The 14058-nt window shown below is 41.3% G+C and carries 9 protein-coding genes; 1 reads left to right on the plus strand and 8 read right to left on the minus strand.

The window, feature by feature from the left end; genetic code table 11:
• Positions 1 to 7: 7 nt before the first annotated feature.
• The 5 genes from HGH91_RS15940 to HGH91_RS15960 all read right to left on the minus strand — a co-directional run bounded on the left by HGH91_RS15940 (position 8) and on the right by HGH91_RS15960 (position 8175).
• Complete coding sequence (locus HGH91_RS15940) at positions 8 to 3601, minus strand: SusC/RagA family TonB-linked outer membrane protein (protein ID WP_168739752.1); 3594 nt, start codon at positions 3599 to 3601, stop codon at positions 8 to 10.
• A 262-nt stretch (positions 3602 to 3863) separates the two neighbouring features.
• The gene (locus tag HGH91_RS15945) at positions 3864 to 5045 is read right to left on the minus strand and encodes a FecR family protein (RefSeq protein ID WP_168739753.1); all 1182 of its coding nucleotides are present in this window, start codon (positions 5043 to 5045) and stop codon (positions 3864 to 3866) included.
• A 113-nt stretch (positions 5046 to 5158) separates the two neighbouring features.
• Positions 5159 to 5758: an RNA polymerase sigma factor gene (locus HGH91_RS15950; RefSeq protein ID WP_168739755.1), complete on the minus strand. Its 600-nt coding sequence runs from the start codon at positions 5756 to 5758 to the stop codon at positions 5159 to 5161.
• A gap of 942 nt (positions 5759 to 6700) precedes the next feature.
• Positions 6701 to 7030, minus strand: a complete 330-nt coding sequence (locus HGH91_RS15955; protein WP_168739757.1) for a hypothetical protein — start codon at positions 7028 to 7030, stop codon at positions 6701 to 6703.
• Between the two features lie 773 nt (positions 7031 to 7803).
• Positions 7804 to 8175, minus strand: a complete 372-nt coding sequence (locus HGH91_RS15960) for a nuclear transport factor 2 family protein (protein ID WP_168739758.1) — start codon at positions 8173 to 8175, stop codon at positions 7804 to 7806.
• A 413-nt stretch (positions 8176 to 8588) separates the two neighbouring features.
• Here HGH91_RS15960 and HGH91_RS15965 point away from each other — a divergent pair, with 413 nt between their 5' ends.
• Positions 8589 to 9482: a LysR family transcriptional regulator gene (locus tag HGH91_RS15965; protein ID WP_168739761.1), complete on the plus strand. Its 894-nt coding sequence runs from the start codon at positions 8589 to 8591 to the stop codon at positions 9480 to 9482.
• A gap of 109 nt (positions 9483 to 9591) precedes the next feature.
• Here HGH91_RS15965 and HGH91_RS15970 read toward each other — a convergent pair whose 3' ends face one another.
• The 3 genes from HGH91_RS15970 to HGH91_RS15980 all read right to left on the minus strand — a co-directional run bounded on the left by HGH91_RS15970 (position 9592) and on the right by HGH91_RS15980 (position 14057).
• On the minus strand, positions 9592 to 11013 hold the full coding sequence (locus HGH91_RS15970) for a M16 family metallopeptidase (protein ID WP_168739763.1): 1422 nt from the start codon (positions 11011 to 11013) through the stop codon (positions 9592 to 9594).
• 50 nt (positions 11014 to 11063) lie between these two features.
• Positions 11064 to 12386, minus strand: coding sequence for a M16 family metallopeptidase (locus tag HGH91_RS15975; protein WP_168739765.1), 1323 nt, complete (start codon positions 12384 to 12386; stop codon positions 11064 to 11066).
• A 546-nt stretch (positions 12387 to 12932) separates the two neighbouring features.
• On the minus strand, positions 12933 to 14057 hold the full coding sequence (locus HGH91_RS15980) for a TlpA disulfide reductase family protein (protein WP_168739766.1): 1125 nt from the start codon (positions 14055 to 14057) through the stop codon (positions 12933 to 12935).
• Position 14058 lies beyond the last annotated feature (1 nt).

Here is a 14058-nt window from a genome sequence, read left to right on the forward strand (position 1 = left end):
GGTTTAATTAAAGAGTAATGTGTGCGCCAACTGTGAATGTACCTTGTCCTATACGGATATTTCTGACACCTGCAGGCGATTGAAACTCCGGATCGATGCCGAGGTGGTTCTGCTTCCAGAGCATGAGATTCGATACCTGTGCCCTGAAAGTCAATCCTTCCGCATGCAGTCTCCGAACCAACGTCTTACCCACATCATAGGAAAGTGTGATCTCCCTGATCTTTGCATAAGACGCATCGAATGAATTCAGGTTGGAGTAGGTGTAGTAATAGATATTTCTGCCGTTATCGATGGTAGTGTTATAGGCATACCTGGGGATATTGGTTTTGTTTTCATCTCCCGGCGCCTTCCAGCGATTAGCAAATTCAGGTTGAACGGTGTTCTGATAAAGGGGATCTTGCCAGAAATTATTAAAATCACGGAACAATACATGTCCTAAGTTAAAGCTGATATTAATTCCCAATTGAAACCGCTTGTAATAAAATGTATTGAATAATCCGCCTGTCGCGATAGGTTGAGAAGTTCCCGCCAAATGAACGTCTTCTGGCTTGGAGCCATTTTTATCCGACAGTATTTTTCCGTCGGCCTGGATGATCTGTGGATCTCCCACGGCGTTAAGTCCGCCGTTGATGAATTCAAATACAGCGTATGCAGGTTTGCCTTCCACGAAGGAAGTTCCAATCATTCCAGTACCGGTGGTGATGGCAGTTGCTGTTGCCATTCTTGTTATCTTATTTTTGTTATACGACAGGTTTAGGACAGTATTCCAGTTAAAATCCCGGGAAATGACATTAAGTGAGGTCAAACTAAACTCAAACCCTTTATTTTCAAGGTCTCCATAATTACCTATAACGGTGGCATATCCAGTCAACGGCGCCGTCATTAATGAGCCGATCAGGTTACTTGTCTTTTTTATATACCCGTCTATAGAACCGCCCAATCTTCCCCCCAGTACTGTAAAATCCAGCCCTGCATTATAGACAGTGGTTCCCTCCCAGGTAAGCTTATCGTTGCCGGGAGTTCCGATAACCAAACCAACTCCTGTTACATAGTTTACGTTCGATGAGGATTGCAGGATATCGAATGATGCTGCCTGAGCAGGCTTGGGTGCATTACCTGTTATGCCATAGGTAAATCTCAGGTGGAGCCGGTCCAGCCATGTAAATGATTTCATAAAGTCTTCCCTGTTCAGCAACCATTTACCACCTATGCTATAAACGGGCCTGTTTTGAGCGGATTTGGCAAGGCCAAATAAATTGCTCTCATCAATCCTCCAACTCGCATTCAGTGCATACTTCCATTGGTACATATATCCCAATGTAGAATAGTAAGAGGTGGTTCTTGTAATAGCCCCTTCTCCTCCACCCACATTATTTGATGGCAACACTCGTCCCAGCTGACCGGATACCGTTCCTGTAATCCCTTTCATGAGTGTATCAATATTTACCGGACGGGAAACCTGCAACTGATCATCCCATCCATAGTAGGTAGCGGATGATGTCAATGGTGTGGAACTTGTAGCTTCCTGTCCTGCCATTACAGTCAGCTGGTGTGGATCCCAATTCCGATCAAATATCAGCTGATTTCTTACCGTCCAGTTTTTCTGAGACGCATTATTTACGTTGAGCATCCCTCCATCCTTTGGCAACCAATACCGGGGCGTGCTGTTTACCGTTGGCGCCTGTGTAAATCCTACCAGCTGGTCTCTTACTGCGTAACTTTCCTGGTACTGAACTGTCCGGTTGTTTCTTGCAAATGTCTGGTAGCCATAAGTACCCTCAAAGCGAAGTCCTTTCAACAATTGTAATTTCGCGCTTCCCACCACTCTTGCAGATATACTGCTACTCTTTGAATATCCCCTGTTAAACTCATCAAGCGGAACGTAGTCCAGGTTAACCCGGCTCCTGGCAGCATAATCAAGTCGCAGAGAATCGCTGTAATTTCCCAGAAAATTCACTGCCAGCGGATTTCCTGCATTATCGCGAAACCGCTGATAAGGTACGAAGGAAACATCCGGGGCCCGCACTCCTATACCCGGATTTGAAGTATCCGGGGCCAGTCCTCCTATACCCAGATTTGAAGTACTTGCTACGGTATTGGTAAGATCAGTGATCACCGAGAACTGCAATTTTTTATTGAAATTGAAATCCTGTCTGACATTCACCTTATACGAATTGTTCCGTTGACCTGGTGTGCTGCTTTGAATACCGGTATAGCTCAGCGATCCATAAAAACTGTAAATGTCGCCGCCCCCTGAAAGCGAGACCGTATGATTAGTAGAGGCTGCATTTCTGTAAAAAATGCTGGAAATTTCACCCCTGTTATCGATGGCAGCCAGACTATCCAGCGCCTTATTCGCCTGTGCACCGCTGATTAGCCCCCGATATTCATCATATTGAATTTGCAGGTGCGGAGCAACCGGAGCAAAGGCCTGTACTGCATTCCAGCTATAATAAGGCGCAAATTGAGGAAAGATTTCCTTTGCGGTAGCAATAAAATCCCTGCTGTTCATTTTCGGGATATAGGACCGATCCGGTTTACCCTGAAAATTATAATAACCGTCGTAATCGACCCGTAATTTTTGTCCTGTTTTGCCTTTTTTAGTAGTAATAACAATTACCCCGTTCGCCGCTTTTGCGCCCCAGATAGACGCTGCAGAGGCATCTTTCAGAACAGTTATATCCTCAATATCCTGCGGATTGATGTTGGCGATGGGGTTAGAGGTGTTCATAATATTATTACGGGATGCCTCACTGGTATTATCACCCGGTAATTCTACGCCGTCTACCACGATCAATGGCGACCTGGTAGCGTTGAGGGAAGTCAACCCCCGAACCAGTAACGGCTCTCCACCCGGTGCATTATTTACCGCCAGGCCGGGTACAAGCCCATCCAGTCTTTGGAGAATATTGGTACTGCTGGATCTGCTGGCAACAGTGCCCATGTCCACTTTTGCTACCGCCCCCGTATTTCGTTCCCTGGTAATATTCTGATAACCCGTAGAAACAATTTCAATAGATCCCAGCTTTTGTTCCGAAGGCGCCAGAATAACCGAAATCATTTCTGCATCGGTCACCTTCACCTCTTTTTCATTGAATCCTATGAAGCTTATTATTAGCACTGCGCCTTTTTCCGCTTCTATATGAAACATCCCCTTTTCATCGCTCACAGCTGCTACCTGGCTACCTTTAATACGGATAGTAGCCCCGGGCAAAGGATTTTTATCAGAGTCAGTAATTGATCCCGACACTTTTGTTTTGGGCTCCGTAGCAGCAGATAAACTTCCATTTTTCCCGGATGCGTCAATATCTTTACGCATCACTACTACATTACCCTGCTTTATCTCGAAAGTAAGTTTCTCCGGCTTCAAAATGGCGGTAAGGAAATCATCCAATGGCATCTGCTGTGCCTCAATAGTCACAGGATGTGCATTCTTAATATGTTCATCATTGTAGAAAACAGTTACTCCCGTCTGTTTCTCAATAATTTTAAACACATTACGCAAAGGCTCTTTATGTAGTTTGGCAGTGATAGATTGCGCCAATCCTATGGCTTGTGCCTGAACTAAGACGACAGTTAATAATACAAATGTTAGTTTCATCGCGAACCTTATTTTGGTTGATACTAGACGACAGGAGAAGCCACGCCAGGCTAATCCTAGCCTCCACGGCTGGTTTAAAGCAGAAAAACGCATACTTTCTGAATAATTTTGGTTGGTTTCTGATGATCCTGAACAAGACACTTTATTGGCATACCAGGTCATTACCGGAAAGATTTCCGACATCTTTGATTTTTACCAATTGGCCTGCTCAGTGCATTATTTTGTTATCAATGACACTTGCTGAATGGCTGGTCAACCGCCATCAGGGAAGTATAATTAATGTCCTGTTTCCCTCCAGTTTGTAATGAAGTCCCACATTGCTCAGAAAATACAGCACATCAGTAAAGGGAAGGCTTCTTTTAATGGTACCTCCCAACTGTACCTTCGGAATTGTTTGCTGATAAACTACTTCAATATCATACCACCTTGCAAGTTGCCGCATAGCCTCCTCCAGCGGAACATCCTCAAAGTCAAAGACACCATTTTTCCAGGCAACAACCGAAACAGCATTTACATCGTCTAAAACCTGAACAGGCTTGTTTCTGGTGGTTGTGAGTGCCTGTTGTCCGGGCTTAAGCAGTTTGTGGGCTGCCCCTTTCATTGCAACCCGTATCGCTCCAGCCAGCAGCGTAGTTCGAACGGATTGCTCATTGTCATATGCATTCACATTAAAATTTGTTCCGAGTACTTCAACAGAAGTCCCCCCGCTAACCTCCACCCTGAAAGGAATGGAAGGGTTTTGAGCAACTTCCATGTACACTTCTCCTGTAACACTAATAAGTCTTTCCTTTCCTGTAAATACTACCGGGTACTTAATGGAACTTTCCGCGTTCAACCACACGCTGGTTCCATCAGATAACCTAAGCTGAAACTGCTTTCCCTTCGGGGTAGATATGGTGTTATACTGTACTTCCGAACCTGTTCTTTCGTACTCTAATGTCCCATTGGTGACTTTGGCAATTGTGCCCCCCTGTAATGTTATCCGGCCATTTTTAACAGTATCCAAAAGTACCTGTGATCCGTCTGATAAGGTAAGTAAAACGCTACTTTTCCCCTGTTGCCTATTTGTTATCGACTGCACAACACCAGTTGGCGTTTCCGCGTGTTTTTTCTGATATAAATAATAAATACCAACCCCAATTATCAATGCCACAGAAGATGCTACAGCCCAACGCCATTTCCGTATGAACGAATTCCTGTAACCAACATGCATACCCTTTCCTGTTTCCTTATCAACAGGGAACTCTCTGCCGGGATAGCGATCCAGGATGTTTTTGATCATCGTTTGCTGCTGAGCTTCACTAAAGAGGCCTTCATCCTGTATTTTTTCCCACATATCCTCCAGTACGGGAATAATTTCCTGTTCAGTAGAAGCCGATTGCAACATATCAATAAGCTCCCGTCTTTCTGCTTCTGTAAACCGGTCATCGGACCATCGTTCCAATAGGTGCTGTAGTCTGCTATTCACAGTCAATCAATTTATATCAACGGATTTGATCCACCTTTATCTTAGGAGAAGGCTTTTGCAAAAAAGGGGGTATTCCAATGGAAAAAAATTTACAACTTTATAATCAGGAAGGAAATTACGATTGGCAGGCCATTATTCCTGATGTAGTCAACGATAGATGAAGAGGAAATCTGGAGGTATTTTTTTACGGTTTCCCGGCTAATCTGCATTTCGGCTGCTATTTCTGCATATTTTTTCCCTTCTAACCGGGCAAGCATCCAAACCTTCTTTTGCTGCGGCGGGAGCCGATCTACTGCATTTTTCACCAATATATCGTACGCCTCCTTTAAAGAGGCTTCGTCCTGTGCCTCCAGGCCGTCGGCCGCAGCTTGTGTAATTTGATGCCACTCCTCCCGTTTTTTGTACTCTCTGTCGATGTTCTTCAGCATCCTGACTGCATGATGCCTCGAGATTACGAATAACCAGGAACGAAAGCTTTCCACTTCTCTCAGAGATTCCCTTGTTAGCCATAGCTGGGTGAAAATTTCCTGTACCACATCGGAAGCTATATCCTGATCTTTGGTAATTTTGACCAGGTATGTAAAAAGAAGGCCGGAATACGCTTTCACAAGCATAGCAAACGCCTGCTCATCCCCTTCAGAGACCTGCAGTAGCAGTTGACGGTCACTGTTATGTTTAATACCTGACAATTAATAAGTTGATTGATCCGAATTAGCCACAATGTTATTAAAAAAATCACACAGTTAGTATTAGTTTTTGGCTCATATCATAATATCTTTCTTCGACAGATCAGACCTGTGATCTTAAAAAAAATAGTGATTTTTCCGGGCTTCTTCTCACTCAGCTATCAATTGGGTTGCTGGATTCAAGATGGTATCAACCTTAATTTCAGAAAATTTTGAATGCTGCATTTTTTCAGCTTTAGAATGTTATCAATATAAGTGCAAAGTGAAAATAATAGATTTAATTTATAATGGAATCCTGAAATTCTATTTAAATGTCAAAATAACATTTTTTATCCTTATATCGTAATCTGTACAATCAGATATGCTTGGGTAATACCGAAACTTCCAACCCCTCATATTATGATCATTTCGTCGGCTTGTCTTTGTTATTCTTTCCCCGAAACATCTATAATTCCATTAGGCTTTTCGCTACCACGGTAATCAAGCTGTAAGGGCAAGTCTATCACAATCAAATCCAATAGTACTAACTGTATCAATAGTCTGCTGAAAATTCACTGATCCGCCGTGCGGGTCACTATTGACTGATGCGGAAGTAGGCATAGCTTTCGAAAAAGCATTAAAAAATATATTCATCAAGCATTCCTCAGCTTTCGACTTCTAAAACGAGCTTAAGAGAACTCCAACAATCTGGGCTAGAAATAGAATATTTTATTATTCCCGCAATTTAAATATCGTAAATTGGTATTGACAAGTCAACCCGCGTAAAACTAATTAAACCGAAACGGCAAATCCGCATTTTGATGGACTAACAAATAAACCCAAAAGATTGAAGCCCGCACTAGCGCAGGCTTCAATCTTTTCCCATGATCTCCTTGGGAAGATAATCTTGTAGAATAGGCATCAAAATGCACTATACTTTTTGAAACATAGCTTTATCAATCTTCTCTAAATCATTTCTTTGCTGCCAGATTTCTTTAATTTCACGGCCTGCTCCTCTGGAGTTATCCTTATATACTTATAAAAATCACGCAAACTTTTATGCCCACTTATTTTCATAATTAATTCAACTGGCGTACCAGCAAGAAATTCATTCGTACAAAAAGAACGGCGACATGTATGAGAAGTAATCCAGCAATATTTCGGTTTAATTACTTCAACATCATTATTTCCTTTCTTGTAAGAAAATCTAATCATCTCTTTTATTTCCGAAAAACGACCAATCTGTTTAATATTAACATTAAAATCAGGATTATTAATAATAGGTACTAGTGGCAAGTTTCAAGCCTTTTGTTACTTTCTTTCTCCTGATTTGTTGATACTTATTAGTAAGAAAATCCACAAATTGTTCATAAAAGTTGAAATCCAGGCTTTCAAACACTATAGACTTACCCCGGTAAATCTAAAATGCAGCCAACTGATCAGACATGCACCTATAGATATTTAATGACATTTTATGTAATCATCTATCGGCGGCAATACTGAATAAAAATAATACAGGTACCATCCCGGCGCACCTTGTTCTTGGGGCAAATTAGTTTAACTGGCAACAACATAATTAGTCGAGTTTTTAGCCGAGTTCAATGTTGTTAACCCTAATAAAGGTACTTTTAAAAATCCGAGGACATTGTTATAGAATACTGAAATTCAACGACTTAAAATAAGAGTAGGTAAAAAGCCATATGGTTAGTTACCTGGCTTGCAGTCCCGTCCGGTCCGCAAGTAAAAGTCACATCTTAAAAAGGTGTGGCTTTTTTGCTTTGTGCTGGTCTCTACGGATCCAGTTGGGCCACAGTATGAATGTAGACTCCCCGAAACTTCGTTGAAGACGAGTTGGATTAAAAATGCGTTACCTTCTGTTTATGAGCCGGTCTCGGGTTATTCACTTGTTCAAGTAAAACTGTGAAAAAAGTTCCTGCTGCAAAAAGGCAAGGGAAAACATTGTAACAATTACAAATTATTCAATGCTTTTCTACCAAGTTCGGCACCAACCCAAACTTGCCTAAAAATCAAACCCGGCTTCGTTTCTCCCCAAAAGGGCGTACTCAACATTAATTAGCGCTACCCACCCTGTAAAAATGTTTAGCGAAAATTTGCCAGCCATTTTCAGTTTTCATCACATTTAATTGATCCTCCATAATATTGTCGAAAAGGCGAAGTCGTACTTTTATCATAGCCATCGTTGGAGATAAAACATCAATCATCAATACCTCATCATGAAACGGATATCCGCCTTCACGTGGCGATTTTCTACCTTGTACTATCAAACGATATTCAGCAAAAGGCCTTACAATAGTTGCACCATCTTGCTGGGAATACAAGACACATGAAGAATTAAACACCTTATCAAATAGTGCTAAATCTTGTCCTTGCAATGTTTCAAAATAGTCTTTTATAAAATCGTTAAGTTCATTGATAATCATAATCTTTATTTATTTAGAATTACTGATTTCAAAGTTATTTTAAATAGCTTTCTAAATAAAATGAAATGTTCTCATCAAAACAAATAGAAATTCTCATCGAAAAATGTAAATGAATAATCTTAGCACCCATTTAAATTTTGTCCAATAATGATCAATTTTATCGCGGCGAGTTTAAGCATTCGCCACTGGCGCCCCGTTTTCACCAGGTAAGAATAGCATTCCAAATCGTTTTTTTTTCATAAATTGCCACTTGTTATCGCTTAACTCGGTCGAATATTTTTCATATTAACTGCATTTGTTGTTACCTCATAATTAGTATTTATTTAATCGGTTGGCGATGCCCTTTTTACTCACTTTCAGCACTTAACAATTTTATTCAGCCCTTTTTAAACTGGCTTTAACCAAGGTGAAAAATGGAAATAAGACATTTAAAGCTCGTAAAAGCTATTGTAGAAGAAGGTAGCATGGCGAAAGCTATTAATAAGCTATATTTAACATCTTCCGCCTTAAGCCATCAGCTCAGAGAAGCAGAATATCAACTTGGAACGCCCATTTTTAACCGTGAAGGAAAAAAAATGACGCTAACCGCAGCCGGGGAAAAACTATATGAAAGCGCCAAGGTAATTTTAGAGAAAATAGAAGTTACAGAAAAAGAAATCAAACAGATAATCAGCGGTCAAATCGGCAAAATCAGAATAACAACAGAATGTTATACAGGTTACAGCTGGCTGGCCTTAATCTTACAACAATTTCAAGCTGTTTTTCCCGATATTGATGTACAAATAGTAACCGAAGCTGCTAACCAGTCAATTAAAAATTTGCTCGACGGCACATTAGATATTGCTGTTGTTAGCGATGTGGAGAAACACGAAAAGGTTAAATATATAGATCTGTTTCAGGATGAAATAGTGATGGTGGTTTCTGAGAACCATCCCTGGACAGATAAAAAATATGTGATCGCAGAGGATTTCGCAAATGAACATTTGTATATTCATTCACTTCCTGTAAATAAAGTTAGTCTTTTTCAGTTTCTATTAACCCCAGCAAATATTACTCCCAAAAAGGTAACGCCACTGCCACTAACGGAAGCTTCACTTACAATGGTAGAATGCGGCATGGGCGTCATGTCAATGGCAAAATGGGCAGTACAACCTTTCATTAAAAATCATTCAATAAAAACCGTAAAAATTGGAAGAACGGGGTTGAAGAGAAAACATTATATCGCCATACTAAAGGACCAAAGTTATCCTGAATATTTTTACAGTTTTATAGAGTTTTGTCAAAAAAAGTTAGCGATAAAAAGTTAGAACTGGCAATAACCGAATGAAAATCCCCCGCCTCATTTAGGCGGGGGACAAATACAATCCTAAAAAGAACAATTATTTCGGAATTCTTATAATCATAGTGATCAAATAATTACTGTCCACTATGTACCGGCTTTGCATAAGGGTCATATTCTTTAATCGTAAAGGGTAACTTCTTCAGGTTATCCATGATCTGACTGGCATTACCAACAATTATCACGCGCGTGTTATCATAGCCAAAATACTTTTCTGCGACCTGCTGCACCTCTGCTACCGATACCGCGTTCATTTTCTGAAGATAAGTACGGTAATAATCCTTTGGCAGGTTATTAATTAGAATACTACGGGCGTATGTGGCAGTTACCTCCGGATTTTCCATACTTAATGCGAACATGCCATTATAAAGCGCCTTGGCATTTTTAAGTTCTTCATCAGAAACCCTTTGTGAGCGGATTCTTTTGATCTGTTCAAGGAATTCAATTACTGCGCTGTCTGTTTTCGCGGTTCGCACAGCAGCACTTGCCTTAAAAGTTTGTTGAAAATGACCGCTGCCCAGGGATGAATAGGCACCATAAGTAAATCCCCGTTTCTCACGTAGGGATTTAAATAGATAACCGTCAGCGCCACCACCTAAAATAGCATTGGCTAGTCTGGCTGCGAACACGTCAGGGGCGTTCGACTTCAGATTAACCAGGTTTGCAATCGTAATTTCAGATTGCACAGCATTCGGCAGGTCAATCAGGTCGATTTCCGTTTTAACCGGATTATTCACATTTGGAATGACTGGTTGAGTTAAATTACTTCCCTTCCAGGATGCAAATAATTTCTCTGCCAACTGTTTGGCCAATACCGGTTTAATGTCTCCTACTATAGTTAAATATGATTTTGCAGGCGTAATGTATTTGGTGTAAAAAGATTTAATGTCATCCAGTGTGAGGGCTTTTATCGTTGCTTCTGTTGAGAACTCGCCCATTGGATTATCTGTTCCATAAAGCAAAGCATTAACCACCCGGCCAGAAACCGCATTAATGTCCCTGGAGCTGTTCTGCATGGCTGTTAATGTTTGTGAACGTAGTTTTTCAAACGCATCATTTCCCAAAGCTGGTTTTTGCAATGCCTGGCTCATCAATTCAAGCGCCTGAGGAAAATAGCGGGTGAGGGCTCTAACACCGCCACCCGTTGAATTTAAGCTGACGTCGGCTCCAAGTCTGTCAACTGCTTCACCAAACTGCGCTTTGGACATTGCCTTCGTACCTTCATTAAGCATTTGTCCCATCAAACTGTATACTCCGGCCTTATTGCCTTCGGGTACCGGGCCGGCGTTTATATAAAAATCTGCCGATACGCGAGGCAGCCGGTGATCTTCCACAACTAATATGGTCATGCCATTGGAAAGCTTATATATGACAGGATCTTTAAAAGAGATCACCGGGGCCGGGCCTGCTTCAGGTTGACGTGAACGATCAACAGGGCTTTGTGCTGCAGCGTGCTGATAGCAGAATGCCGCTAATAGAATTATGATAATTTTTCTCATTTTTTTTTGCTTAAACAGTCTTTAAATACAGACCTATTAATATTGATTAATTATTTCTTCGCGGGTAGGTAATACAACACCAGGCGGGATGAAGGCTGAAGATACTTAACAGCGGCATTGCGGATATCCTCCCGTGTGATACCCCTTATCAGTTTCAGCTCCTCATTAGTGTAGTCTGTGTTTTTATGATGAAAAGTATATCCGGAAGCGAGATTCTGCGCAACACCCAAAGCTCCTTGGTTAGCTGATATGTAACTATTCTCTAACTGGTTCTGAATCTTACGATAATCCTCTTCGCTGACCAGATTAGTCTGCAATTTGGCTATTTCTTCATCAATATCCTGCAACAGCGTATCTAACGGTGTGCTATTATTGGGTATAGCATAAGTTATATAAGCTCCATAATCTTCCAGCGCACTATTGAATGAACCGATTTGTAACGCTTCTTTTTTATCATCAACCAGTTTCTTATATAATTTGGAACTTCCCCCATTTGACAAAATCGTGGAGATCATTTCCATTATTTTAGATTCCCGGCTATCCATGCCAGGCGCCCTATACGCAGTCGCTATCATCGGCAATTGTATATTGGCATCAAAAGTCGTATCCACCAGTTGACGGGTTATAGGAGCTTCTTCCACTTTTGTATAGGTTACAGGCTGGCCTTGGGGCACTTCCCCAAAATAACTACTGATCAACACCTTAGCCTGAGGAATACTGATATCTCCAGAGATGGATAAAACAGCGTTATTGGGTACATAATATTTTTTAAAGAATGCCTGAAACTCAGAGAGCTTTGCCGCATCCAGATCAGCCATAGACCCAATTACAGACCAATTATAGGGGTGCGTCGGGAACAAATTTTTAAAAATATCGGCGAGCAGATTACCATACGGCTGATTATCTACGTGCAAGCGTTTCTCTTCCTTAACCACTTCATTTTGTGTTTTAACGCCAATTTCGTTAATAACAGGATGCAGCATACGTTCACTTTCAAGCCATAACCCAAGCTTAAATTGGTTAGACGGAAAAACTTCATAGAAAAAGGTCCGGTCCTGTGAGGTATTGGCATTATTTTGTCCGCCATTAGCTGCCACAATTTTCAAAAATTCTCCGCGCTTGATATTCTCGGTTCCCTCAAACAGCAAATGCTCAAAAAAATGTGCGAACCCCGTACGACCCGGTACTTCGTTTTTTGAACCTACATGGTACATCACGCTTACCGCTACTACCGGTGCTGCATGATCTTCATGTAATATAACGTGCAGTCCGTTCGGCATATCATATTCTGTGAATTCTACCTTTTGGGCAATGGACTGATGACACAAAAATATGCCCACTGTCCAGCAAATAATCTTTTTTAATTTAAACATATAATTTACTTTTAATATAAATATAGATTGATAATTCATCTATTCATCTTCCTTCCGAATCCGTTTGAGCATGACCTGTTGTCGCCAAACCATTGCTGTATCGCCTTATAGTCCAGAAGTAAGCCCCATTCCACAAATCAAAAGAACAGTGGCAGCATAGTTGAGCCAGCTAGTTTTGTCGCCTTGTCAGCAAGAAACTTCTTCCAGAAATCTTCAATATGATTTCTTGTTGTTTCCATGGACTCGTACTATAAATAACGAAGAAATAGAAGAATGGGACTAGTTGATTACAAAAAAAGTGAAGAATGAAATTATTTTCAGACAAAAAGCCACTCAAAGATTTGAGCGGCTGATAATTTATCTCTATCATTTACCCATTCTACGCTTGTCAGGAAGGTATTAAAAAAAACCTCTCTTTCTATCAATTTTTAACTGGGTAGTAATTGCCTGGTTTTTTCAAAGGAAGGAAAAATGATGTGCGCTGAATATTTTCTGCATAAATCTTTTTCATCTTTTTTATTATACCTCACGCTCTTTGTCCCCGTATCATTGATTCGGGAACAGTTCACTCAGCTTCTTTTCCAGCGCTTCACCACGAAGGTTTTGAGCAATGATGATCCCATTGGGATCTATTAAAAAGTTCTGCGGAACAGCGCCTACACCGTATTCAACGGCAACTGCATTTTTCCAGCCCTTCAGGTCACTGACCTGTGTCCAGAGTAAACCATCTTTCTCAATCGCCTTCAGCCACGCCTCTTTCTTCTCATCAAGCGAAACGCCCACGATCTCGAAATTCTTGCCCTTAAACTTGTTATAGGCCTTCACCACATTCGGGTTCTCTGCGCGGCAGGGAACACACCAGCTTGCCCAGAAATCGATCAACACATATTTCCCTTTTAATGAGGCCAGCGAAAACGGTTTGCCTTCCGTATTGTTTTGTGTAAAAAGAACAGCCGGTTGGCCTATGCCTGTCTTTTTCGCAACATGGATCATATCAGCCAGTATTTTGCCTTTCTCCGAATGGCGCAATTCTTTAGAGAGGCCCATAAACAAAGGCTCGAATGTTGGCAGATCTAATTGGGGGCCTGCCCACATACACAGCTGGTCCAGGCTCACCCAGGCATCCGGATGCTTGCGCACAAAACCTTCTTCTGCTTTATTCATTTTCAACCGGATGGTATCCTGCCTGGATGCCACTTCTTCTACACCCGCTTCATTTTTTTCTGCAGCCAGTTTTTTCCTTTCTTCATTCAAAGCCTTTATCTGGTCCAGATAAGGCTTTTTAAAATCCACAAGCGCGAGGTAATCGGCTTGCGCTTTCCCTCCTTTTATCAGTGCCGTTCCAATTTTATCAGTGCCGCTCACCCGCGTAGTGCCTTTGTCGAGGTAAAACATCTGCATATCTCCCAGGTTGGCACCTTTCTCTCCGTTCTGTAACGATTTCAATTCAATAAAAGCCTGGCACGGATAGTCGATCTTGCCTTTTAGTATAAATGCGCCATCTTTTACAATGGCGGTATCGCTTACTCCTTTTTTATCGGAAGTATAAGACAATATTACGATAGCGTCTTTTTTAACGGCACTCAGTTTTCCTTTGATAACAAATGGCTGCTGCGCCTGCACAACCAGGATTGTTAGCACTGAAAGAACGCTCAACATCATTTTTTTCATC

It is taken from the genome of Chitinophaga eiseniae, assembly GCF_012641265.1.
Classification (GTDB): Bacteria; Bacteroidota; Bacteroidia; order Chitinophagales; family Chitinophagaceae; genus Chitinophaga; species Chitinophaga eiseniae_A.

Bases quoted from the DNA above. Each gene is read 5' to 3' on its own strand.
- HGH91_RS15940 (WP_168739752.1), bottom strand. From the start codon at position 3,601: ATGAAACTAACATTTGTATTATTAACTGTCGTCTTAGTTCAGGCACAA.
- HGH91_RS15960 (WP_168739758.1), bottom strand. From the start codon at position 8,175: ATGATTATCAATGAACTTAACGATTTTATAAAAGACTATTTTGAAACA.
- HGH91_RS15965 (WP_168739761.1), top strand. From the start codon at position 8,589: ATGGAAATAAGACATTTAAAGCTCGTAAAAGCTATTGTAGAAGAAGGT.
- HGH91_RS15970 (WP_168739763.1), bottom strand. From the start codon at position 11,013: ATGAGAAAAATTATCATAATTCTATTAGCGGCATTCTGCTATCAGCAC.
- HGH91_RS15975 (WP_168739765.1), bottom strand. From the start codon at position 12,386: ATGTTTAAATTAAAAAAGATTATTTGCTGGACAGTGGGCATATTTTTG.
- HGH91_RS15980 (WP_168739766.1), bottom strand. From the start codon at position 14,057: ATGAAAAAAATGATGTTGAGCGTTCTTTCAGTGCTAACAATCCTGGTT.